This window comes from Halomonas sp. AOP43-D1-4, from assembly GCF_052446175.1.
GTDB lineage: Bacteria > Pseudomonadota > Gammaproteobacteria > Pseudomonadales > Halomonadaceae > Vreelandella > Vreelandella citrativorans.
The window spans coordinates 16,712-39,236 of sequence record NZ_JBQSVY010000008.1; the positions used below are offsets into that span (position 1 = coordinate 16,712).

19 protein-coding genes are annotated in these 22,525 nt (G+C 53.3%); 11 read left to right on the forward strand and 8 right to left on the reverse strand.

The genetic code is table 11. The features are described from left to right. Positions 1-260: 260 nt before the first annotated feature. Positions 261-467 carry a cold-shock protein gene (locus tag ACT3RQ_RS09975; RefSeq protein WP_018917934.1) on the forward strand — a complete coding sequence of 69 codons (207 nt, stop codon included), beginning with the start codon at positions 261-263 and terminating at the stop codon, positions 465-467. Positions 468-604: 137 nt separating this feature from the next. On the opposite strand, the gene ACT3RQ_RS09980 is transcribed toward ACT3RQ_RS09975, so the two are convergent. Both ACT3RQ_RS09980 and ACT3RQ_RS09985 read right to left on the reverse strand, forming a co-directional pair. Then, entirely contained in the window at positions 605-1,480 is an 876-nt protein-coding gene (locus ACT3RQ_RS09980) for a putative RNA methyltransferase (RefSeq protein WP_444680393.1), read from the reverse strand. Positions 1,481-1,516: 36 nt separating this feature from the next. Continuing rightward, positions 1,517-2,452 carry a DMT family transporter gene (locus ACT3RQ_RS09985; protein ID WP_444680394.1) on the reverse strand — a complete coding sequence of 312 codons (936 nt, stop codon included), beginning with the start codon at positions 2,450-2,452 and terminating at the stop codon, positions 1,517-1,519. Positions 2,453-2,549: 97 nt separating this feature from the next. On the opposite strand from ACT3RQ_RS09985, the gene ACT3RQ_RS09990 reads away from it, so the two are divergent. After that, positions 2,550-3,497: a LysR family transcriptional regulator gene (locus ACT3RQ_RS09990; RefSeq protein ID WP_444680395.1), complete on the forward strand. Its 948-nt coding sequence runs from the start codon at positions 2,550-2,552 to the stop codon at positions 3,495-3,497. Here ACT3RQ_RS09990 and ACT3RQ_RS09995 read toward each other — a convergent pair. Further along, positions 3,494-4,240, reverse strand: a complete 747-nt coding sequence (locus tag ACT3RQ_RS09995; RefSeq protein WP_444680396.1) for a helix-turn-helix domain-containing protein — start codon at positions 4,238-4,240, stop codon at positions 3,494-3,496. The two genes, ACT3RQ_RS09990 and ACT3RQ_RS09995, sit on opposite strands and share 4 nt — an antisense overlap. A 140-nt stretch (positions 4,241-4,380) precedes the next feature. Between ACT3RQ_RS09995 and ACT3RQ_RS10000 the strand changes: the two genes are divergently transcribed. Together ACT3RQ_RS10000 and ACT3RQ_RS10005 are read left to right on the forward strand one after the other, a co-directional pair. Continuing rightward, complete coding sequence (locus ACT3RQ_RS10000) at positions 4,381-7,848, forward strand: acyl-[ACP]--phospholipid O-acyltransferase (RefSeq protein ID WP_444680397.1); 3,468 nt, start codon at positions 4,381-4,383, stop codon at positions 7,846-7,848. Between the two features lie 241 nt (positions 7,849-8,089). Then, positions 8,090-8,689: a nitroreductase family protein gene (locus ACT3RQ_RS10005; protein WP_444680398.1), complete on the forward strand. Its 600-nt coding sequence runs from the start codon at positions 8,090-8,092 to the stop codon at positions 8,687-8,689. A 170-nt stretch (positions 8,690-8,859) separates the two neighbouring features. Here ACT3RQ_RS10005 and ACT3RQ_RS10010 read toward each other — a convergent pair whose 3' ends face one another. After that, positions 8,860-10,614, reverse strand: coding sequence for a mechanosensitive ion channel family protein (locus tag ACT3RQ_RS10010; protein WP_444680399.1), 1,755 nt, complete (start codon positions 10,612-10,614; stop codon positions 8,860-8,862). Between the two features lie 407 nt (positions 10,615-11,021). Between ACT3RQ_RS10010 and ACT3RQ_RS10015 the strand changes: the two genes are divergently transcribed. The 4 genes from ACT3RQ_RS10015 (at position 11,022) to ACT3RQ_RS10030 (ending at position 15,075) form a co-directional block, all read left to right on the forward strand. Beyond that, positions 11,022-11,771, forward strand: coding sequence for a hypothetical protein (locus ACT3RQ_RS10015; protein WP_192526626.1), 750 nt, complete (start codon positions 11,022-11,024; stop codon positions 11,769-11,771). A 116-nt stretch (positions 11,772-11,887) separates the two neighbouring features. Then, positions 11,888-12,106 carry a DUF1656 domain-containing protein gene (locus tag ACT3RQ_RS10020; RefSeq protein WP_192526625.1) on the forward strand — a complete coding sequence of 73 codons (219 nt, stop codon included), beginning with the start codon at positions 11,888-11,890 and terminating at the stop codon, positions 12,104-12,106. Positions 12,107-12,117: 11 nt separating this feature from the next. Beyond that, on the forward strand, positions 12,118-12,990 hold the full coding sequence (locus ACT3RQ_RS10025) for an efflux RND transporter periplasmic adaptor subunit (protein WP_087108141.1): 873 nt from the start codon (positions 12,118-12,120) through the stop codon (positions 12,988-12,990). Positions 12,991-12,993: 3 nt separating this feature from the next. Next, complete coding sequence (locus ACT3RQ_RS10030) at positions 12,994-15,075, forward strand: FUSC family protein (RefSeq protein WP_444680400.1); 2,082 nt, start codon at positions 12,994-12,996, stop codon at positions 15,073-15,075. 22 nt (positions 15,076-15,097) lie between these two features. Here the strand turns inward: ACT3RQ_RS10030 and ACT3RQ_RS10035 are convergent, their stop codons facing one another. After that, complete coding sequence (locus ACT3RQ_RS10035; protein ID WP_444680401.1) at positions 15,098-15,676, reverse strand: NAD(P)H-dependent oxidoreductase; 579 nt, start codon at positions 15,674-15,676, stop codon at positions 15,098-15,100. 182 nt (positions 15,677-15,858) lie between these two features. Here ACT3RQ_RS10035 and ACT3RQ_RS10040 point away from each other — a divergent pair, with 182 nt between their 5' ends. After that, the gene (locus ACT3RQ_RS10040; protein ID WP_444680402.1) at positions 15,859-16,761 is read left to right on the forward strand and encodes a LysR substrate-binding domain-containing protein; all 903 of its coding nucleotides are present in this window, start codon (positions 15,859-15,861) and stop codon (positions 16,759-16,761) included. A gap of 72 nt (positions 16,762-16,833) precedes the next feature. Here the strand turns inward: ACT3RQ_RS10040 and ACT3RQ_RS10045 are convergent, their stop codons facing one another. The 3 genes from ACT3RQ_RS10045 to ACT3RQ_RS10055 all read right to left on the reverse strand — a co-directional run bounded on the left by ACT3RQ_RS10045 (position 16,834) and on the right by ACT3RQ_RS10055 (position 20,179). Beyond that, positions 16,834-17,586 (reverse strand): potassium channel family protein, encoded by a 753-nt coding sequence (locus tag ACT3RQ_RS10045; protein WP_087108132.1) that lies wholly within the window; start codon positions 17,584-17,586, stop codon positions 16,834-16,836. A gap of 282 nt (positions 17,587-17,868) precedes the next feature. Continuing rightward, positions 17,869-19,374, reverse strand: a complete 1,506-nt coding sequence (gene glpK / locus ACT3RQ_RS10050; RefSeq protein WP_087108130.1) for a glycerol kinase GlpK — start codon at positions 19,372-19,374, stop codon at positions 17,869-17,871. Positions 19,375-19,456: 82 nt separating this feature from the next. Beyond that, positions 19,457-20,179: an MIP/aquaporin family protein gene (locus ACT3RQ_RS10055; protein WP_192526620.1), complete on the reverse strand. Its 723-nt coding sequence runs from the start codon at positions 20,177-20,179 to the stop codon at positions 19,457-19,459. A gap of 453 nt (positions 20,180-20,632) precedes the next feature. Here ACT3RQ_RS10055 and ACT3RQ_RS10060 point away from each other — a divergent pair, with 453 nt between their 5' ends. After that, positions 20,633-21,061, forward strand: coding sequence for a DUF2231 domain-containing protein (locus ACT3RQ_RS10060; protein ID WP_192526619.1), 429 nt, complete (start codon positions 20,633-20,635; stop codon positions 21,059-21,061). Next, a complete protein-coding gene (locus ACT3RQ_RS10065; RefSeq protein ID WP_444680403.1) occupies positions 21,058-22,464 on the forward strand; it encodes a PQQ-dependent sugar dehydrogenase in 1,407 nt (468 codons plus the stop codon). Before ACT3RQ_RS10060 ends, ACT3RQ_RS10065 begins: the two co-directional genes overlap by 4 nt. The last annotated feature ends 61 nt before the right edge of the window (positions 22,465-22,525 follow it).

Consider the following 22,525-nt stretch of genomic DNA (forward strand, 5'->3'; position numbering starts at 1 on the left):
TAAGTACTTAGCACTCGCGACATGGCCAGTGGTGCGCAAGAGTGAAATATTGCCTTGGGCTTAGAAAACAAATGCACAAACCCGTTGACGCGCGCCGCGAATCATGGCACTGTATCGTCAGTTGGTTAGCAAGCAGCATGGTTTCAGAAGCGTACGATTCTTTCGGCAGCCTGATATTGTATTCCTTGTTTCACCCGCTACTTCAATCTGGGTAATACCAGGAACTTTATTACGGCGCTTATGCGCGAAAGGATTTAATCATGGCAACTGGCACAGTTAAATGGTTCAACGACACTAAAGGCTTCGGTTTCATCGCTCCTTCTGACGGCAGCGACGACCTGTTTGCACACTTCTCCGAAATTCAGTCTGACGGCTTCAAAACCCTTCAAGAAGGCGCTAGCGTTTCTTTTGACGTTACCCAGGGTAAAAAAGGCCTTCAGGCTTCTAACATCAAGCAAACTTCTTAATATTTATTATTAAGTGTTTGCTCAGACCCTAGGGTCTGACTGACAAGGCCCGCCTCGGCGGGCCTTGTTGCGTTTGGGGTTGGTAAAGTTCTGACCAAACCAAACAAGCCGCCAACCACGGCTTGCCTACCCTTCTTCTATGCGTTTTTAATCCATTTAATCACTCGCACATCAACACTCACGATGAGTGTCTTCAGTGCTGCCGCTCTTTCTCGGCCCTCAGCGCTTGCCCGATAAAGGTGCGGGGTCATGGCCAGCAAATCCGCAATAGCCTCTTTGCCATTCAGCGTGAGCGAATAACTGACCGTTTCCGATGCTTGCGCAGCAAACCCTTCCGGCACTGCCTGCTCACCACTGCGTTCAGGCTTAAGCGTTGGGTAGATGATTTCGCGCAACTCGCGCAAATGATTTGCGCCTGCTTCCACCTGTAATAGCGCTCCACCTGGCTTAAGCACTCGGGAAAACTCGCTCATCACGGGAAAGCCGAACATGCATAACAGCCTATCCAACGAGGCAGCTTGCACGGGCAAGTTGGCGTTACTGCCGACCACCCAGGTGGCTGACTGTTCCTGCTGACGGTTCGGCTCTTGCTGACGGCTTTGCTTGGCCGCTGCCATGACCGCCCACTTGGAAATATCCAAGCCGATTAACTCAAGCAGAGCCGTATCAGGCGCCGCTTGGGCCAGCTTGCGCAGGTAATAGCCTTCACCACAACCGGCATCCAGACAGCTTAGCGGCATATTTTCCGACACGCCGCTCAAGGCAGCGTGATTAAGAGCTTCAGCAATAGGCTGGTAATATCCTGCATTCAGAAAACGCTGCCGGGCAGCCACCATGGCCTTACTGTCACCGGGATCGTTTGAACGTTTTTTCTGAACCGGCAAAAGGTTCACATAGCCTTGTTTGGCAATATCAAAACTATGCCCTGCCGGGCAGCACCATGCGCCTTCTGCCTGAGTCAGCGGGTCGCCATCGAGTGGGCAGGCAAGCGCTTGAAACGCGTTCGATAACATAAAATGAGTTTTTTTCAGCGAAGGATGAGTCAGTAGTTAGCGCACTACCACCACGATACCGAGCATGATAGCCACACCACCGATTAAAAAGTTAAAGCTCAAAGGCTCGTTGAGCAGTAGGGTACCAAAAAGCAGACCAAAAAGCGGTGCTAAACAAGAGAACACGCCTAACTGCGAGGCACGATAGCTCCGCAATAACGAAAACCACAGTAGTAAAGCGCCAAAGGAAACGATAATTGATTGAAAACCAAGGCTTAAAATTACCGTTGAGGTAAACTGAGCGCTCATTAGCTGCCCCGATATTAACGCAGCTGGCAATAGCAGCAGTGCCATTACACTTAGTTGATAGCTCAATGTGAGTTCAGCGGGCTGCTCGGAAAGCGAGCTTCTGCGTATCACCACCGTCGTCGCTGCCCAAGATAACCCCGCCACTATTCCCATCATGTCACCGATCAGTATTTCCGTATCCATACTGCCCGCTTGACCGGGCGCTATCGCAATGGCCATTCCTGTAAAAGCCAAGCCAATACCCCACCACTGGCGTTGAGCCAACTGCTCCCCCGGAACCATTAAATGCAGTCCTAACGCCGCAAAAATAGGCGCCGTATAGAGAAAAATAGACATGTGAGAAGCCAGCGTGTAATGAAGCCCCCAAGCCAAAAAGACAAACTCACTCGTGAAACCTAAGCCAACGAGTAACCCCGGCCGCCAATGCGCGCGCACATCTCGCCAACCAATGCCTTGCCAGAGCGCGCAAGGTATTACCAGCATAGCGGCAAGCAAAGAGCGTAAAGCAATTTGAGACAGTGGCGATATTTCCTCAGCCACCCCTTTTATAGCAACCTGCTGAAACCCTAATATCAGACAGAAGAGAAGCATTAACGATGCCGCTCTTCGCCCTAGGGGTTTTCGCTCAAAAACGACGTCCTTGTGGTAAACCTTTGTTGCTATATCTGGCTCAAGATTGCGCATGTAGACCTCGCTATGCAATAAGACGGCTATTGCATCAGCAGAGGAAACTCTCTACAAACGATTACTTATCCGACCTAGGCTTAGTAAAACTCACGCTATGAAAATTGAAAGACTACCGCTTAATGCACTGCGTGCTTTCTCTGAGGCTGCTCGTGAAAACAGCTTCAAAAAAGCCGCCACTCGGCTCAGCGTTACTCCTGGTGCCGTTAGTCGCCAAGTCAAACAGCTAGAGGCAAGGTTGGGCGTCACTCTTTTCGAGCGACACGCCAATGGCGTGTTAATCACCGAGGCGGGTAAAATGCTGCTCGACGATGTGCAGGCGGGGTTATCACTTATTGCAAGTGGGGTGGAACATATCACACAGCGCTCTAGCGAAGCTTTTGAGCTGATTATTAGCGCGCCACCTTCTTTTTTACAGCTTTGGCTACTACCGCGACTTCATCGATTCGAAGCACGTGAACGTGGCATCAATATATCGCTTGATGCCGATGCGAATTTAACGCCACCACTGTGGTTGCCTAACCGTGCCAAGCTATCACTGCGTTATGGCCAAGGTCCGTGGCAAGGCGTCAATAGCATTAGATTATTCGAAGACGTGCTATTTCCTGTGTGCTCGCCTGCGCTGCTTTTCAAAAATAAAATTAGGGTGCCAGAAGACTTGCTGGCACAACCGCTGCTTTCGGTTGAATGGCAGCGGCATACTCCGGCCTTCAGTCCTGTACCGAGCTGGAGCGAATGGTCTAATAGCGTCGGTGTAAAAAACCACCACTTACCCACCCCCATGCAATACTCGCTTTATAGTTTGGCGCTAGACCAAGCCATTGCTGGCCAAGGCGTAGTACTGGCAAGCTATCCCTTAATTGCCGACCGGCTGGCTAGTGGTGTGTTAGTACGTCCCTTTAAAGAGAAGTACGCGCTCGTATCACGCTTTGCTTACGATCTTATTCTACCGGCGAGCGGAGGCGCACCCGAAGCGGTCACACACTTTAGCGAATGGATAACCCAAGAGGCGGAGACATTTCAAAATACATCCCCACATCATTAAGAATGATCCAACTGTCGCGTATAGTCTTGAAACAACGCATATTTCCATTGGCGCACCGCTAATACCGACGTAGTACCAAAGCGCTTATGCAGAGGAAAACTACTTTCTCTTTCGCACAGGGCGTGAAACTCCTTGGCCAGGCGCTGCATTATCTGCTGCCACTCGTCATTGCCTGCTCGGGACAGCAGACCATTGAGGACCAGCAGTTGCTCGCTTTCGCCATCAAAGCGTGAGCGAAAAAATTCATTCGCAATATACGTTTGGAAGAACTGCTGAATGGGGCCGCCAGAGCGCCAGCGGAAATTGGCAGCTACGCGGCGGCTAATACGATTACCAGGTAGCAACTCAATAAGCTTTAGCCGCTCAAGCTTAAGCAGCTGACGTGTACACTCCGTCTCGCTTAACTGATACTGATGATGAATTTCGTCAAAGCTATAGCCATTAACAACACAGACAGCGACCAGAAATAGCTCACGATCGTCAACGATGCTCTGCTCCTGAGCCTGGGTCAATTGCTGGGGCCGTAGCTCTTCTGCCTGCATGGCTTGTACCAACTCGGCAAATTCGATATTGAGTTGATCACAGATGCACTCAAGCCGCGCCAGGGTAAAGTGCTTTTCAGCAAACAGACGCTTAACGGACGCCTCGCTTAGGCCCAGCCACTGAGCCACATCGGCATAGGTTTTACCCTGAGCACGAAGCTGGCGCTTCAACGTATCAATTAAACACCCCACTTGGGACATAAGCGCCTCCAGACACCTCAACGTAGCAAATAATGATACTTTAAAGCACGTATAACACAACCTGGTCTAACAAGGTTGCACCCAAGGCCTGGTTTGGACAGATTGCTACCATCTAAAGGGGTTTATAAGGCTTAGTGAACATGCAAAGAGTGCTACAGATGAAGGGCGCATGGCCCTACTTCATCGCTATCTTTCTTAATGCTTTTCTCGACTTGGGGCATAAGATCGTTATTCAGAATTCGATCTTCAAAAGCTACGATGGCACCACCCAAATAGTGCTTACTGCGCTGGTAAACGGGTTAATCCTGCTCCCGTTCATTGCACTATTTAGCCCATCAGGTCACGCGGCTGATACCTATCCCAAAGTACGTATCCTACGCGTTTCGGCGTGGGCAGCGGTCGTGGTATCACTAGGCATTACGGCGGCTTATTATCAAGGCTGGTTTTGGCTGGCTTTTGCGATGACGCTACTGCTGGCGATACAGTCAGCCTTTTACTCACCTGCCAAATACGGCATGGTCAAAACGCTGTTTGGAAAACCCCGCTTGGCCGAAGCGAACGGTATCGTCCAGGCCGTTACCATTGGTGCCATTTTAGCGGGCACGGTGGTGTTTACTGCCTTCTTTGAAGCATGGACCCCCTTGGCCAACCAGCCCCCTGAGCAGTTGCTGCGCCAAATTGCTCCGCTAGGCTGGCTATTAGTGCTCAATAGCATCATTCAGGTGGTGGCGCTTTATCGTCTACCACTGGATACCCCACAGCCGCCCAGCACACCGCTGACCTGGCAGCGCTATATAAAAGGCAGCGCGCTTAAAGATAATCTGCGCATCATTGCACGCCAGCCCGTGTTAAGACTGTCGATTATCGGCCTTGCCACCTTCTGGTCTGTTGGCCAAGTGCTGTTAGCCGCCTTTCCTGCCTACGCCAAATCCGCGCTCAGCATTGATAACACGCTGGTGCTGCAAGGCATTCTCGCCGCTAGCGGCATCGGTATTGCGCTGGGTTCGGTGCTGGCCAGTCGTCTTTCGCGCAACCGTATTGAAACCGGCTTAATTCCGGTGGGCGCTCTGGGCGTTGCCGTTGGTTTATGGTGCTTACCGCTACTCACAACGCCACTCAGCCAAGCGCTGAACTTTGTGTTTATCGGTTTAATGGGCGGGCTGTTTATTGTGCCGCTCAACGCCCTGATCCAGTTCCACGCTGCGGATAACGAGCTGGGCACGGTGTTGGCAGCCAATAACTGGATTCAAAATATCGCCATGCTGGGCTTTTTGGCGCTCACGGCGCTGTTTGCTTTGGCGGGCGTGGATAGCCACTATTTATTACTTGTGATCGCTAGCGTAGCGATGATAGGGGGTGGCTACACCATTATAAAACTGCCCCAAAGTCTGGTGCGTTTTTTACTGGGCTTTCTGCTGACCCGCCGCTATCGCGTTGATGTTTACGGTTTGGAAAACTTGCCTGCCCAAGGCGGCGTGCTGTTACTGGGCAACCATATCAGCTGGATTGATTGGGCCATGGTGCAGATCGCAAGCCCTCGGCCGGTGCGTTTTGTGATGCTTAAAAGCATTTATCAGCGCTGGTATTTGCGCTGGTTTTTTAAAGCACTGGGCTGTATCCCCATTGAGCGCGGCGCTGCCGCCGAGCGGGCACTTAATAGCGTTGCCGAATTGCTCAACGCAGGTGAAGTGGTCTGCCTGTTTCCGGAAGGCGCTATCAGCCGCACCGGGCAGCTGGGCGAATTTCGCCGAGGCTATGAGCGGGCCTGCAAAATGGCCAATCCCGACGTAAAAATCGTTCCGTTTTATCTACGTGGGCTATGGGGCAGCCAGTTCTCGCACTCTTCCAGCAAGCTTAAAGAGCTACGCCATGCACCGCTACACCGCTCTATCGTTGTGGTCTTTGGCCAAGCGCTGCCAAAAGAGACCCCAGCCGATGTACTCAAGCGACGCATCTTTGAGCAGGCTACCCGCTCTTGGCAGCTCTCGATGGAGAACCTGCACATCCTGCCGGATGCCTGGATACGCAGCGTAAAACGCCGCCCAGGAAAGCTGGCGCTCACGGACACGATCAGCCGCCCATTGAGTGCCGCTAAAGCCCTCACGGCGAGTATTCTGATGGCCAAGCGCATCCGTAAACAGAGCAAAGCGCAGAACATCGGCTTGTTACTGCCTACCAGTAGCGCGGGTGTACTCGCCAATATGGCAACACTGCTGGCGGGAAAAACGGTGGTCAACCTTAACTACACCGCCAGCGGCGATGCGTTGGCTTCGGCCCTTTCGCAAGCGGGGATAGATACCGTTCTCACGTCTACGCGTTTCGTGGAAAAACTTAACGCCCGTGGGCTTGATGTATCGGCGTTACTTGCCAACCAAAACGTTGTTTACCTGGAAACACTACAAGCCTCCATGGGCCGGGCTGAACGCTTAGGCACATGGCTTAGCGTCCGCTTGCTGCCGACCTGGCTGCTGCGCCTCTGCTACTGCCGAGCACATGATGCCGAGGCCACCGCCGCCATCCTGTTTTCCAGCGGTAGCGAAGGACAGCCAAAAGGCGTGATGTTAAGCCACCGCAACCTAATGGCGAACGTTAAGCAAACATCCGACGCGCTGAATACCGAGCATAACGACGTCATGATGGGCTCGCTTCCGCTGTTTCATGCGTTCGGCCTCACGGTTACTCAGTTCTTACCGTTAATTGAGGGCCTGCCCCTGGTGTGCCACCCCGACCCGACCGATGCGGCGGGTATTGCAAAAGCGGTTGCCAAGCACCGGGCAACCATTATGTGTGGCACGTCGACGTTTCTGCGCTTGTTCACTCGCAGCTCCAATGTTCATCCGCTCATGCTGGATAGCATCAGAGTGGTAGTAGCCGGGGCGGAAAAGGTCGACGACAGCGTACGCAGCGCGTTCCAGCTTAAATTTCATAAGCTGATTTATGAAGGATACGGCGCAACCGAAACCTCGCCGGTAGCGGCGGTTAATCTTCCCGATACGCTGGATGTAAACTACCTGCAAGTGCAGCGGGGGGCCAAGATAGGCACGGTTGGCATGCCGCTACCCGGCACGAGTTTCAAAATTGTTGACCCGGAGAGTTTTGAAGAGCTTTCCACTGACGAAGCAGGCATGATTTTGATTAGCGGGCCGCAGGTCATGCAAGGGTACCTGAACGATGCTGAACGTACCGCCAAGGTAGTGTGCAATCTCAACGACCAGCGCTGGTATATCACCGGAGACAAGGGTTATCTGGATGAAGATGGTTTTCTGACCATTGTTGATCGCTACTCACGCTTCGCTAAAATTGGCGGTGAGATGATTGGCCTCGGCGCGGTGGAGCAGGCTGTTAAAGCCACGCTTGCCGACCCCGATACCGCCATCATGGCGGTCAACATACCGGATGCTAATAAAGGCGAGCGTATTGTCTTGCTCTCGGAAACCCCGCTGGATGCACAGGCTGTCAGAACGGCCCTACGCGGCCAGGGTGTCTCATCGCTAATGATTCCCAGCCACTGGTTCACCGTTGATCAATTACCGCAACTGGGTTCCGGGAAGCCTGATATCGCCGGTGCCAAACGCTTGGCGCAGGAACAACTAACCGAAAGCGAGTAGCCCTCGCTACAGTAGCCCAACCGTGAATAATGGGCTCCCATTAGCGCTGTAGAAACCAGGCAGTGTCTAAAAGAACTGCCTGGTTTCAAAGGCTTAATTACGGGTGTGAAGAAGCGCTTTTTTATCCGAGCCGATAATTTTTACTTATAGCATCCAGAACAAATGTGTATTAAGTTAAGCTAATAGTCCTATGGAATTACTGCTTCGTAAAGGCTCCTACCCACTAAAAGAGGAATGCTTTATGTCCAACCCAGCTATCAATATTTACAAGCAACGTCGTAGTCAATACGCTATTGGTAAAAACATTTCCATCGGTCAAACCGACGCCACTTCCCTGATCAAGGAAGCGGTGAAACTGGCCCCCACTGCCTTCAATTCCCAAAGCTCGCGCGCAGTCATTCTGTTCAACGAGCAGAACGACAAGTTCTGGCAACTGGTGCTGGATACGCTGCGTGCCATCGTGCCTGCTGAATCCTTTGCGCCGACCGAGCAAAAGATCAATAGCTTTTCCGCTGGCGCGGGTACCGTACTGTTTTTTGAAGATCAGGACGTTGTCAAAGGATTGCAGGAGAAGTTTCCACTTTACGCCGACAACTTCCCTGCCTGGTCAGAACACGCCACGGGCATCGCCCAGTTTGCCGTTTGGACCGCCCTTGCCGAGGCCGATATCGGTGCCAGCTTGCAGCACTATAATCCGATTATCGACGACGCCGTATTTGAAACCTGGGACCTGCCAGCTTCCTGGAAACTGCGTGCGCAAATGCCCTTCGGCTCTCATGAGGCGCCGTTAGGCGAGAAGACATTTATGGATGACGAAGAACGTTTCCGCATCTTCGCTTAAGTAGCGACACCTTAACGTCTCACTGCATAGAAATATGCTAACGCCCGCCCGCTGGTTTACCCAAAACCGCGGGTGGTGGCGTTTTAAAAGCGGGCTTTTTCGGGCAACAAAGACGGTCGGAAAAGGCCCATCTCCTGGAGGTCCATATCTAGTGCCCCATTTTCACAAGGTTACTCTTCCTTACGCGGCTCAGAGTGTGTGGGCTTTTCACTGCTTGTCCCCATAATTGTTTTGTGGGGCTTGGTGCCTTCCGCGCGAGCGACGTCCTGATGGCTAATCACCATAACGTCTCTTGGCCACCAATCGGGATGATCTTCACGTATAAAGGTCAGCAGCTTTTCCCGGATATTCATTTCAGCGGTCCAGCCCGACATGGGATCAGAAGCCACAAAGTAGCAGGTAATCACCAGCGTTGTCGCCGTTTGCCCGGTCGCGTAACACAGGAGTTTATGGTGCTCAATGACGCTATCTTCTTCTTGGGCATACTCTAGAAACTTTTTGCGCAATAACGCAATATCGGTGCTTAGATGCAGAATCAGCTCCATACTACGGTACATTTTCGCACTCTTGACCGACAGATTCTGGAAAGGCTTGGAGACAAAGTACGTTACCGGAACAACGATTCGCCGATCATCCCACACCCGCAGCCGAATAAAGGTATAGAAAATACCTTCCACATAGCACCACTCATCTTCAAAAATCACCAGATCGCCGATACGAATAGGCTTGGCAAGCGATAACTGCATGGATGAAAGAATATTGCCCAGCACGGTCTGCCCGGCGATACCAACCAAGACCGCCAACACACTGGCCGAGGCCAACAATGAAAGGCCCAGCGTCTCAAAGAGCTGGATCTGGCTTAGCACGTAGATAGTCACTGCCGACACCATCACCAGTATCACGGCCCGGCGTACCGCATAGAGCGTGGTGAGAAGCCTACGTTCATCCTTTGGTTTGGTGTCGTCGATTTCCCCCACTAGCCGCCGGGCCATGCGCAGCATGATTGTGTCCACCAAACGCAGCGCAATCGTGCCGACTCCCCACGCCATAACAGTAATCAGCAGAACACGGAATGTGGTCATTGCCACTGCAGAGAAAGAGACGACATACTCAAGCAGCATCTGCGTGACAAGCGACATGACAATGAGCGACATCGGCCCCTTGATACGCGCGGCAAAAATACTGGGCGCGCCAGAAGGTAGCCATCGGGCCATTAGGCCCACAAAGGTGTAGATGCCCCAGCCCAGCAGTACAATTAATACAAGAAAGGCGGGAACGGCAATCCACTCCCATACCATTAGAAAGCCGAACGTGGTTTTAAATCGGTCGGGTATATACTCCTCAACCATGGAGGGGCCATACTCATCGTAGAGTAAAGGGATTGAGGCAACGCTTCCCGGCATGATTAGCCAGATGGGGTCTTCGTCTTCTACTCGGTATCGCCCCAGGCGAATGTCGTAAGCTTCACCATCGGCTTGCAGTGAGGCCAACTCAATATCCCGTCGCGGATCACCAGCAAGCGGGTTTTCGCCGGTGGTATCTTCGATAACGGCATCCTGGCGGCCTGAAAGGTTCGACGCACTCAGCCACTCGCCGCGCCGAAATACCTCAGCTAACTGCATGGCCAGCACATGTCCACGCTCCTGCTGCTCTTCTGGCGACAGTTCGGCAAGATTCAGTACGTGGGCGGCACCCTGATAGTCCTCCTCCTCAGTCAGCTCAAGAAAACTCCGAATCGCTTCCCTCGGCGACATACGGTTAATCTCGTCGGGCGCTTCACCCAGCCCTACATTCAGTTCATCCGTGGTAAACCACTGTGTAGCTTCTTCGCCTTCTTCGCCCTGAGTTTGCGCGGCACAGAGGTTAGAAAACGCGAATACAATTACCAGTACCATCCATGTAGGCCACGAGCTGTGTGCTTTCATAAGCCCCATATTCACTTGGGAGTCAAAAGATCTGCACTAACATCCAGCGTTACTGGACTATCCATGTCAGTGAAGGTGAAAAAATAAATTACAGCCTACCTTTAGGTATGACGCAAGGCGAAGTCCTAAACAGCAATATATCAATACTGCCCACCGCCTCACGCATAAAGAGTCGGTCTGTTATGCCTATTCGTAAGGCCTTGCAACAAAGCTGCATAGCGTCGCTTAGGTTGGGTAAAAAAACAGTGTGACTAGGGTCATATTAGCGACTTGCAAAGCATCTAACCTCACTATAGCTTACTCTAACGAGGCCGATAAAACGTCTCCCCAAAACGGCGTTGGGATAAGCAGCGTGTTAATCAAAAAAAGAGCGGAAACCGAATAAAACACAGCAGGGGAACCTTTAGATGCGTCGATTACGGTCATTTTCAGCCATTATAGGTATCATCGCAGCAGGCCTTGCCTTGCCCATCAACGCTGATGACATTAATGAGGAAGCTTGGCGGTTTCAGCTTACCCCCTATGTCTGGATGGCCGGATTGGCAGGCGATGTGCGCCCGCTTGAAAATGCCCCTACAGTTAGTACTTCACGCTCTTTCAGCAGCATTTTGGATGACTTGGATGGCGCCTTCTTCATGACCGGCACCGCACGCCAGGATCGCTTAGTACTTTTTGGCGATATTTCATGGGCCTCCCTTAGCCAGGCAAGCACGCTGCCCTTCGGCATTGTCGCGAATAGTAAGCTACGTCAGCGCTTTATAACGGCCGCTGCGGGTTATCAAGTGATGACGACCCCGACACAGCAGCTTGATCTACTGGCAGGTGCACGTGCTTGGCAAATTGATACCGACATCAACATTCCTGCGCTGGGCATTGATGTCGCCAAAACCAAACAGTGGGTAGATCCTATTGTGGCGGCACGCCTGCGATCACTCTGGGCGCCCAACTGGTCCACACTGCTTCATGCGGATATTGGCGGCCTGGATATGTCGAAAAAAAACACCTGGCAAGTTGTCGCTACACTCAACTACCAGTTCAGCGATACGCTTTACCTTTCAGGCGGCTATCGCCATTTATCGGTTAAACGCGATGAAACAGACTCACTCATCGATATCGAAATGGGCGGACCTATCGCCGGCATTACGTGGCGCTTTTAGTTAACGCGAGGGCACGATGCTTATGAGGTTACTGGATAGAAAAACCATCTTATCTCGTCATTGACTGCTCATCCTGGTCGTTTGATGGACGCTATCGGCCGTCATGAAGGAGTATTATGGGTCTTCAGGAAATTGCATTCGGCGGCATTTATCTCAGCCCGCTGCTGGCCTATGCCCTGCTTGGCTTTGTTGCCACGCTGGTCATCCGCACACTGCTGCACTGGGTGCTGGGAAACCATACGCTGTGGTATGCGGCATGGTTCGATTTATCGCTATTTGTCATCCTGACGGCTGGCATCACCTACGTGTTTACCATTTTGCTTGAAAGCCCTTAAGAGAGTTTCTGATGCGCAACTCGCTCCGTATTCTACTTACTCTGGTTATTGTAGCGATTGCCATTGCGGCCGGTATTTGGCTATGGCACTACTACCTTTATACGCCCTGGACCCGTGATGCCCGCGTTCATGCGCAGGTGGTCACCATCACCCCCGATGTTTCCGGATGGGTGACAACACTTAATGTGATGGACACCGATCACGTCGACCAGGGCGAGCTTCTGTTTACGATTGATGATGCGCGTTACCAAGCAGCGGTCGATAGAGCACAGGCAACGGTTGCACATCGTGACGCGACGTTAGAGCTTAACCGTGCCGAAGAAAGTCGCCGCAACCAGCTACGTAATAGCCAAGCGATTAGCGCCGAAGACCAACAGGTCGCCCAGATCAACTCACGAATTGCCGCCGCCGATTTACAACAGGCCCAAGCCGACTTGGCAAGCGCTGAGCTTGATTTAGAACGCACTCAAATAACCGCACCGGTAAGCGGCCACGTACTAAACATGCAGTTTTCAGCCGGTAACTACGTTAACCGCGGCAGCTCGGTGATGGCCATCATCAGCGATAACTCTTACTACGTGGTGGGCTACTTTGAAGAGACCAAAATGGCGTCGATCAGCGTGGGCGACCCTGTCGATGTGATATTGATGAATGGTGATATTCATCTCAATGGCCATGTTGCCGGTATTGGTCGCGGCATTGCCGACAGTAACACAAACCTGAATCAGCAACTGCTGCCGCAGGTACAACCCACGTTTAACTGGGTGCGGCTGGCGCAGCGTATTCCGGTACGTATAACGCTGGATGAGGTTCCCGATGAAATGCTACTCAGCGTAGGCATGACAGCCACCGTACGTGTTCATCCCGCCCAACAGGCTGACTAAACCATGTCGCCGTTCATTCAAACCTACTTGATGCCTGACGCCACGGCGGTCAAGTTTGCCATCAAGACCACCCTGGCGATGATGCTCGCACTTTACATCGCGCTTTTTTTCGATCTGGAGCGCCCCTACTGGGCATTGATGTCAGCGGCGTTTCTTCAGATCCGCCCGATGAGCGGCATGGTGATCGAGAAAGGCATCTGCCAGCTGGGTGGTACGTTTATCGGTGCCGTTGCGGGCATCGTCATCATGGCCCTGTTTGCCCAGGCACGGGTCCCGGCGCTCCTTTTTTTAACTATTTGGATCATGCTGTGCACCTACGTGGGATCACTTTGGCGTAACAACTACACCTACGGCTGCCTGATGGCGGCGGTTACCGCCATGCTGATTGTGGTGATTTCCAGCAACAGTACGCCCGCTGGCATTTTTGATATTGCCGTAGCGCGCCTTTCCGAGCTGGGGCTGGGTGCCATTTGCGCTATGCTGGTCAGCTCGCTGTTATGGCCCTCGCATGTAGGTACTCACCTGGCAACCCAAGCCGACACGGTGATTAACCAGGCGTTCGAACATGCCGCGCTGCGCCTTGAGGCCAGCGATGATATCGCGGCCATGCAAACTGCACTGCGCGGTAGCCTGGGGCCACTCACTCTGCTGGAAACTGATAGTCAAGCCGCACGCTTTGAAGGCCCGGAAGGTGCTGGCCGGGTTCGCGCCACCCATGTGCTTACACGGCGTACGCTGCGCTTTTTCGCTAACGTGCAGGCGCTTCATCAGCTTATGCACGACCATGCTGATCGGCTTGATCCGCAAAGCCTCACACTTGCCTGTCAGGTCGCGAAGGGGTTGCGTGAGGCGGAGCACGTAAAAGGCGTTCCCCAGGCTAGAAAAGAGCTCCAGGCGTTACGCCACCTGGTTCATGAAAGCAATGAAAGTAGCGCATTAGCGCCGCTTGATCGCCGCTTACGCTTAGGGCTACGCGAATCGATTGGCCATGCGATGATCATGCTCGACGCTCGCGAAGCGATAGCCTTCCCCACCCGCCACACGCTTCGCTCATCACCGCTGGCTTGGCACCGCGACCATCTGACCGCCGGCATTAACGCCTTACGCGCAGGGCTGGTATTCGCGCTGCTTGCTGTGTTTTGGATCGTAACAGCATGGCAAAGTGCGATGATCGCCATGATGCTGGGCACACTGTTCTCGGCCTTTTTTGCCAGCCGCGATAACCCTGTCATGATCACCATGATGTTCTACAAAGGCATGCTGGCCGCTATCCCCAGCGCCTTTTTATTCGGCCACGTACTGCTTTCCCAAGCACACGGCTTTCCCATGCTGGCGATGATTTTCGGTGCCCCGCTGTTTTTAGGGCTACTGGGCGCGACCAACCCAGCCATCATGGGTTACTGCCTCTCCTTCACCATTTTCAATATCATGCTCACCATGCCCGGTAACGGCATGGACTTCTCATTTGACAGTTTTGCCAACCGAGCAGTGGCCGTCGTCATTGGGCTGACGTGTGTCATGATGGGCTTTCGTTTACTGCCAGGTTTGGGCACAAGGCTAAGACGGCGGCGTTTGATCAAGGCGATATCCCAGGATATTCATGGGCTGCGGCGGCGCTCCATTCGCGATGCCGAAACCCGGTTCAGTGGCCACATGGCCGACCGCCTTCTGCAGCTGGCCCAGCACGACGACATGCTTCCCGAAGAGCAGCGCCACCTGTTTATACTCGGCCTGACCGGGCTTGACCTGGGTACGGCCACGCTGCGTCTGCGCGACCGGCTTGATGATGCTCCGCATCCACTAATTCGTGAAGCACACCAAAACCTGCTGCATACGCTGGCCAACGGTTTTGAAGAGAGCGCTAATGGACGAGAGCCGCAGGGCATTCACGCCGCAGGCCAACAGCTGGAAGAGGCCATTAAACGTTACGGTGATGTACCCGCTGATCGCCGTGTACTTCTGGAAGGTTTGATTGAGCGACTGGAGCTATCCCTTGAGCGCTTGACACACATTATGGCAGAACGCCCTCAGCGCCCGTCGAAACCGCCGGCCAAGCACTTTACTCAAGAAGTACAAGATCGCTAATCCCGTAATAACATCAATTCACTTAGCCGAACAGGCGCGTCAGGTGCTGAGCATAAGCGGCCATATCACGAGCAACGTCTGGCGCCTTGATCACATCGTTGGCGATATACGTAGGCAGTGCTTCCAAGCCAACAAATTCCTGAGACTTATGGAACGGGAAGTAAACGCCATCGACACCGCGCCCTTCAAAGAAGTTATCCGCTTCATCGAAGGCGGCCAGCGGCGCATTCCAGGTGAGCGACAGCATATAACGACGCCCTTGTAACAAGCCGCCACTGCCGTACTGCCTGGTGGGGTCTTGGCGCGAGCGGCCGTCGCTGGCATACAGCGAGCCATGCCCGGCGGTGAAGACTTCATCAATGTAGCGTTTAACGCTCCAGGGCGCGCCCATCCACCAACCCGGCATCTGATAGACGATGGTGTCCGCCCAAAGAAATCTTCCCACCTCGGCCTCGACTTCGTAACCCTGTTCAATTACCGTCTCGCGAACTTCATGGCCCAACTCGGCGAGCGTACGCCATGCGACATCATGCAGGGTATTATTGAGCTCACCGCCAGAATGTGCGAACGGCTTGCCGCCATTGATTAACAGAATCTTCATCGTTAAAAACCTCTTACCCAATAGATAGCTTTGCCTGCCGATGGGAGATAGTCCTATCAGCATGGCTTGAATGCCGCCTATTATGGGATGCTTAAAAACATGGAAAAACCCGCCCACGGGCAAGAGACTTTTGATATAAAATCAACAACCGTGTTTAACCTGAACAGGTAAGAACAACGCTCATGAAAACCACGCTTGAAGAGCAGCAAGCATTTATTACCGTGGTGGACAGCGGTTCGATCACCGGCGCCGCCGAACGGCTGGGCATTACGGTATCGGGCGTCAGCCGAGCGCTTAACCGCCTGGAACGCAAGCTTGGCGCCACCCTGCTACGACGAACCACCCGCCGCCTGGAGCTAACTGAAGAGGGAGGAACGTTTTTACAGCACTGCCGCCGTATTCTAACGGCGGTAGAAGCCGCGGAAGAGTCCGTTCAGCATCACCACGGCCAACCTCAAGGGCGGCTACGGGTGAACGCCGCGCCCAGCTTTATGCAGTTTGTCATTGTGCCGGTACTTGGTGAGTTTCGTGCCCGCTACCCAGGCATAACGCTACAGTTGGATACCCACGACCGCTTTATTGACCTGCTGGAACAGCGTGTGGACCTCGCCATCCGTATTGGCAAGCTGGACGACTCTTCTCTGCATGCACGGTGCCTGGGCCATAGCCCGCTTCGCCTCTTGGCAAGCCCTGCTTACCTTGAGCGCGCGGGCACTCCTCAAAGTATTGAAGACCTTGAGCACCATAGTTTGCTCGGTTTCAGCCAGCTTGAACACCTTAACCACTGGCCGCTGCGCCGTGCCGATGGTGAGTGCTTACATATTACGCCCGCCCTCTCCGCCTCCAGCGGCAGCACGCTGATTGAGCTAGCGCTTAAAGGGGAAGGGATCGTCTGCCTTGCCGACTTCATGACCATCAAGCCCCGCAAGGCAGGTGCATTGGTCGATGTACTGCCCAATCATACCGAACTTCAAATGCAGGCCATCAATGCCGTCTACTACCGCCAAGCCACACTATCCCAACGCGCCCGGCTGTTTATGGACTTTCTGGCCGAACGCCTGCCGGAGGAGTATCTGCAGAGTTAAAGCGGTAAATAGTGAATCAAGCATTCTGGAATAAAATATCCATTATTCTGAACCTGACACTCTACACTCTCTTTACGAATTACGTTTATTTTGAAACGCATCGCTAAACGCAGCGGCCAAAATGCCGGTGGGCATAGCAATAAGGCCGATACCGGCCACGGCAGTTAGGCCTGCGAACACTTTTCCCAGCGCTGTGACGGGTGTGACATCGCCATAACCTACCGTGGTGAGCGTTGCGATGCTCCACCACAAGGCGCGCGGCACACTGCCAAAGGCTTCAGGCTGGGCAGCAGCTTCCACCACATACAGGCAGCAGGATGAAAAAAGCAGCAATAAACCGGCGACGCCCGCACTAAGTAGCAGCTCGTGGGAACGGGATTTTAGTGCATCGGCTAAAGAGGCCCAAGCCTGGCTGAACCGCCCGAGCCGTGCCAAGCGCAACATACGTGCCAGCCGTAATAAACGCAGTAAAAAGGCATTGTTATAAACGATAAAGCCCATGAAATAGGGCAAAATCGCCATCAGATCTATCAGTGCCCAAAACGAGAAAATATAACGCAGCCGGCCGCCCAAGCCTCGATAACGAGGATCCTCACCAATGGCATACAAACGCAGCAGATACTCCACCATAAACAACCCGACAAAGATGGCTTCTAGAGCAGGAAAAAGCCCAGGAGCCATCAGGCGAAGCGTCGGTTCTGTCTCCAATATGGCAGTCATCGAGGCAAGTAGAATCAACAGGCAGATAAACTGATTGAGCCTTGAAAGCCCCTTTTCATGCCGAGCTTCAGGCGCCAGCTGTTGATAAAGCGTGGCTTTATTCATGCCTTCGCCTCAACGGTCGCGGGGTGAAGCAAGCCAATCGAGGTCTTGCCATAGTGGCATGAATATTCAGACGGTTATTCTCCTGGTCGCCTCAAGCGTAGTACGTCTAATAGCTAGACCACTTTTAATTAACCAAGCCCAAGTAAACCCGAAGGAATAAGAGATTGTAAAGAAAAAGGCATGGCTCCTTGCGGGTCATTATTAATGCGACGCGGGCGCCTATAACGCAAAGCCCCGGCCTGGGCCGGGGCGTGACAAACACCTGCGCTTACAGCGTTACGCTTAGGACTCTACGTGGAATGCCATGGTAGCGTTGACGGCCTTTTTCCAGCCGGCATAAAGTTCGTCGCGCTTTTCATCTTTCATCTGTGGCTCAAAGCGACGCTCCAGCGCCCACTGTGCAACGATTTCATCCCGCGACTTCCAGAAGCCAACGGCGAGGCCAGCAAGATACGCCGCGCCAAGCGCAGTGGTTTCATTCACCTCACAACGCAGTACGTCGACCCCCAGTATGTCGGCTTGGAACTGAGCGAGAAAATCATTGGAGATCGCCCCACCGTCGGTGCGAAGCTCGGTTAACGCAATGTCGGCATCCGCCTGCATGGCTTTAAGAACATCGGCACTTTGGTAGGCAAGTGATTCGACCGCCGCGCGCACAAAGTGCTCTTTTTGAGTGCCCCGAGAGAGCCCAAACATGGCGCCGCGTACGTTAGAGTTCCAGTAAGGTGCCCCCAGCCCGGTAAAGGCAGGCACCATATAAACGCCGTCATTATCCTTAGCGCGCGTGGCGTACGCTTCGGAATCAGACGCTTTGCCCAGCATTCTCAGGCCATCACGCAACCACTGAATCACCGAGCCCGCCACAAATACGCTACCTTCAAGGGCGTATTCCAGCGTGCCATCCACTTCCCACGCAACAGTAGTAAGCAGGCCATTTTTAGACGGCGTGGCTTGGGTGCCCGTGTTCATTAACGTAAAGCAGCCCGTGCCATAGGTGTTTTTCGCCATACCCGGCTCGAAACAGGCTTGGCCGAACAGCGCGGCGTTCTGGTCGCCAGCGATACCGGCAATCGGCACTTCCTGGCCCATCAGGAATTTAGGCAGCACGTTGCCGTAAACTTCACTGCTGGACTTAACTTCGGGCAGCATTGACTCAGGTACGCCAAACAGTGCCAGCAGCTCCGGGTCCCACTTCCGGTCACGAATATTAAACAGCATCGTGCGCGATGCGTTGCTGACATCGGTCGCATGCACAGCACCGCCAGTCAGGTTCCACACCAGCCAGGAGTCGATGGTGCCGAACAGCAAATCGCCCTTTTCCGCTTTTTCCTTAACGCCCGCTACGTTGTCGAAAATCCACTTCAATTTGGTGGCAGAGAAGTAAGCATCAATGACCAGCCCGGTTTTATCGCGAATCATATCGGCATGGCCCGCTTCGCGCAGCTCATCACAGATCTCGGCGGAATGACGCGACTGCCAGACGATGGCGTTATGTACGGCCTGCCCGGTATTTTTATCCCATACCACGGTGGTTTCACGCTGGTTGGTAATACCGATAGAGGCAACTTCGGAGACATCAACGCCGCTGTTGTTAATCACCTCGGTCAAGGTGGTCAGCACGCTGGTCATGATTTCGCGAGGGCAGTGCTCGACCCAACCCGGGCGCGTAAAAATCTGCTCAAACTCATGCTGGGCTACGCTGACAACCCGGCCTTCATGGTCAAACAGCATCGCCCGCGTGCTGGTGGTGCCTTGGTCAATAGCGAGAACGTAGTTTTTCTGGCTCATGAAATGCCTCTCAAGCGTTAACGTTAAATGATTGTTTTAAAAAGGATCAAATCAGCAGGCTGACTTAATAAGCCCAGCTGACTTAATAAACATAAGCGGCAAGCCCGGCAAGGACACTGCCGATAAGGGGTCCTAAAATAGGGACCCAAGCGTAAGACCAGTTGTTCGTCCCCTTGTGCTTAATGGGAAGTAATGCGTGGGCAATGCGCGGCCCCAAGTCCCGAGCGGGGTTGATCGCATAGCCTGTAGGCCCACCCAGCGAAGCACCAATGGATACTACCAGCAATGCCACCGCCAACGGGCCAAGCCCAGAAGGTGTATGACCAAACATGATAATGACGAACACCAGCACAAAGGTACCGATGATCTCAGTGACCAGATTCCACCCGTAAGAAGGAATCGCCGGGCCTGTAGAGAACGTCGCCAGTATGCTTGACGCGTCTTCGGTCGCGTCGTAATGCTTTTTATAGGCCAGATAGCAAACGGTGGCACCCAACCAGGCACCGATGAGCTCAGCCGCAAAGTAGGCCGCAGTGGTCACAGCGTTAATAGGGATGCCGGGGGCGTATTCCGTCGCCGGGCCGACGAGCAATCCAAGCGTAACGGCGGGATTGATATGTGCCCCAGTCTCATAGGCGACATAAACCGCGCAAAAGACCGCGAGCCCCCAACCAAAGAAGATAACGATGCCATCGCTGCCATTCCCGTTGGTTTTGTTCAGCAGCACGTTAGCGACTACGCCACACCCCAAGAGCGTCAATATGGCCGTACCCACTATTTCGTATAGAAAAATTGTTTCAAGCATCGTAACCAGCTATTCCATGTGAATGGTTCGCTCTGTTTAGAGCGATCGAATGTTCTTTTTAGAAAATATCGCTTTCCTTTTTTCATCCTATAGGGGGTATTGAAAAAAACAATATAAAAAAACAACTCTATTCCGAATAGCCAACTATGCTTTTGATTAATATAAATTTTTAAACAAATAGACATTAGTTCAACCCCCCTTTCCTTATAATAATTAATCATTCCCTGTTCACAAAAAACATCCTCACATCAACTAACGAACATATTTTTTTCGATAGTTACCGCAGCGCTCATCTTCTGCGCTTATTGTATTTACCGAAAAACATGGCAATTTTTGGGGTAGCAAAATGTGACCTATACTCACGTTGTCAGCTATCCAGCTGGCTATCGTAAGCCCGTATAGAGAGCGGGTTTGACCACGTTTTTTGGGGTCACTTATCAAGGAGGGCGTATCATGAGGAGGTCTACAACGACGACCTATCCAGGCGGTATCTATCCGCTTCATGCCGTATTACTGGTGAGCATTTTTCCACTTTTTCTTGGCGCCGCGTTAAGCGATTACGCCTACTCGAAAAGCTTTCATATTCAATGGGGCACATTTTCTTCCTGGTTAATTGCTGGCGGGCTTGTTTTCGCAGGCTTGGCGTTTCTATGCGCAATTATCGGTCTCTTTCGTGCCGAACATCGTCGCGGGCTTGTTCTGGCTTACCCAGCACTCTTGCTGGTCATCTGGATACTTGGCTTTATCAATGCCCTAGTGCATGCCCGCGATGCCTGGGCCATGATGCCCACTGGCTTTATTCTTTCGATCATCGTTACCGTATTGAGCGTCGCAGCGATTTGGATCGGTTTTTCTCGGCCCACTGTCGGAGCAACGTCATGAAACATTTCGCCCTTCGTTACACAACGCCGCTGGCATTTATGCTGGCTGCCAGCGGCGCGAATGCCTTTGATGTAGAACAGCCCTTTGGCCCCAACCCAACACTCCCCGAGCCACAGCGCGGGCTGCTGCCAGACATGACCGTCCCCGAGCCCGCCGAATGGGGCGACAGGCTACCGACGGTACCTGGGGGCTACACCATCGCCAGGATTGCTTCTGATCTTAAGGTGCCCCGGCAAACCATCATGCTGCCTAATGGCGATATTCTGGTGGCAGAAGGTAGCGGCGGTAATGCACCGGCATTAAAGCCCAAGGATGTGATCGCTGGGTACATCAAGGACCAAGGCAACACCGCTGTAGAGGGCGGCGACCGCTTAACCCTACTACGCGATGACAATGGCGACGGCAACTACGAACAGATGATTTTCGCACAAGACCTTAACGCGCCTTATGGGCTGGCCTTGGTAGACAACAACCTCTATGTGGCCAACCAGGATGCGCTGGTGCGTTTTGATTATGAAGAGGGCCAGACAGAAGCCAGCGGGCCGCCCGAGGTCATTGCGCAACTGCCCTCAGCGATCAACCACCACTGGACCAAGGCGATGACCGCCAGTGCCGATGGGCAGTTTGTTTATGTCGGTATCGGCTCGAACAGCAATATTACCGAGCGGGGCATGGAGGCGGAGGTTAATCGCGCCGAAGTGTGGGAGATCAATGTCGATACGGGCGCGCACCGCCCTTATGCCACCGGCCTGCGCAACCCCACGGCGCTCGCCATCCACCCAGAAACCGATCAGCTTTGGGCAGTGGTGAACGAGCGTGATGAATTAGGCCCGGACCTGGTGCCTGATTATCTCACCTCGGTTCAGGAGGGCAGCTTTTATGGCTGGCCTTACAGCTACTGGGGGCAGCATGTTGACCCTCGCGTACGCCCGGAAGATCCTGAAAAAGTGGCGTCTGCGATTGCACCGGACTACAGCCTTGGCTCTCACGTAGCCCCGCTTGGCTTGGCTTTTTCTACTCCCGCCATGGGCGAAGAGTACGCCGAGGGCGTTTTTGTGGGTAAGCACGGCAGCTGGAACCGCGCGGACCCGGTTGGCTACAAGGTAAGCTACATCCCCTTCAGCAACGGCCAGCTTGCTGACAGCGACCCGATTGATTTTGCCAGCGGATTTCTTACCGATGATGGCAGAGCACTTGGCCGCCCGGTCGGTGTCACTATTGACCCGGATGGCGCGCTTATTATTGCCGATGACCTGACCAATGCGATTTGGCGGGTTACGCCGGATAATCCGCCCGCCCCACCGGTGCAGGAGCCTGAAGCAAACGCTTCTGAGCCAGAGGAGCCCGGGCCAACACCCACCGAGCCACCCGAGCAGCCATCAACGTCCCAAGAGGCTGACTAACCACCAAGCAACGGGTAGGTACTCCCTACCCGTTGCTGCTTTATCACGCTGTCTCAAACGG

What these genes read in the sequence shown, in the direction of transcription:
- ACT3RQ_RS10040 (WP_444680402.1), top strand. Translation starts at nt 15,859, where the DNA reads ATGAAAACCACGCTTGAAGAGCAGCAAGCATTTATTACCGTGGTGGAC.
- ACT3RQ_RS10030 (WP_444680400.1), top strand. Translation starts at nt 12,994, where the DNA reads ATGTCGCCGTTCATTCAAACCTACTTGATGCCTGACGCCACGGCGGTC.
- ACT3RQ_RS10010 (WP_444680399.1), bottom strand. Translation starts at nt 10,614, where the DNA reads ATGAAAGCACACAGCTCGTGGCCTACATGGATGGTACTGGTAATTGTA.
- ACT3RQ_RS09985 (WP_444680394.1), bottom strand. Translation starts at nt 2,452, where the DNA reads ATGCGCAATCTTGAGCCAGATATAGCAACAAAGGTTTACCACAAGGAC.
- ACT3RQ_RS09980 (WP_444680393.1), bottom strand. Translation starts at nt 1,480, where the DNA reads ATGTTATCGAACGCGTTTCAAGCGCTTGCCTGCCCACTCGATGGCGAC.
- ACT3RQ_RS10060 (WP_192526619.1), top strand. Translation starts at nt 20,633, where the DNA reads ATGAGGAGGTCTACAACGACGACCTATCCAGGCGGTATCTATCCGCTT.
- ACT3RQ_RS10025 (WP_087108141.1), top strand. Translation starts at nt 12,118, where the DNA reads ATGCGCAACTCGCTCCGTATTCTACTTACTCTGGTTATTGTAGCGATT.
- ACT3RQ_RS10035 (WP_444680401.1), bottom strand. Translation starts at nt 15,676, where the DNA reads ATGAAGATTCTGTTAATCAATGGCGGCAAGCCGTTCGCACATTCTGGC.
- ACT3RQ_RS10015 (WP_192526626.1), top strand. Translation starts at nt 11,022, where the DNA reads ATGCGTCGATTACGGTCATTTTCAGCCATTATAGGTATCATCGCAGCA.
- ACT3RQ_RS10055 (WP_192526620.1), bottom strand. Translation starts at nt 20,179, where the DNA reads ATGCTTGAAACAATTTTTCTATACGAAATAGTGGGTACGGCCATATTG.
- glpK (WP_087108130.1), bottom strand. Translation starts at nt 19,374, where the DNA reads ATGAGCCAGAAAAACTACGTTCTCGCTATTGACCAAGGCACCACCAGC.
- ACT3RQ_RS10045 (WP_087108132.1), bottom strand. Translation starts at nt 17,586, where the DNA reads ATGAATAAAGCCACGCTTTATCAACAGCTGGCGCCTGAAGCTCGGCAT.
- ACT3RQ_RS10000 (WP_444680397.1), top strand. Translation starts at nt 4,381, where the DNA reads ATGCAAAGAGTGCTACAGATGAAGGGCGCATGGCCCTACTTCATCGCT.
- ACT3RQ_RS09990 (WP_444680395.1), top strand. Translation starts at nt 2,550, where the DNA reads ATGAAAATTGAAAGACTACCGCTTAATGCACTGCGTGCTTTCTCTGAG.
- ACT3RQ_RS09995 (WP_444680396.1), bottom strand. Translation starts at nt 4,240, where the DNA reads ATGTCCCAAGTGGGGTGTTTAATTGATACGTTGAAGCGCCAGCTTCGT.
- ACT3RQ_RS09975 (WP_018917934.1), top strand. Translation starts at nt 261, where the DNA reads ATGGCAACTGGCACAGTTAAATGGTTCAACGACACTAAAGGCTTCGGT.
- ACT3RQ_RS10005 (WP_444680398.1), top strand. Translation starts at nt 8,090, where the DNA reads ATGTCCAACCCAGCTATCAATATTTACAAGCAACGTCGTAGTCAATAC.
- ACT3RQ_RS10065 (WP_444680403.1), top strand. Translation starts at nt 21,058, where the DNA reads ATGAAACATTTCGCCCTTCGTTACACAACGCCGCTGGCATTTATGCTG.
- ACT3RQ_RS10020 (WP_192526625.1), top strand. Translation starts at nt 11,888, where the DNA reads ATGGGTCTTCAGGAAATTGCATTCGGCGGCATTTATCTCAGCCCGCTG.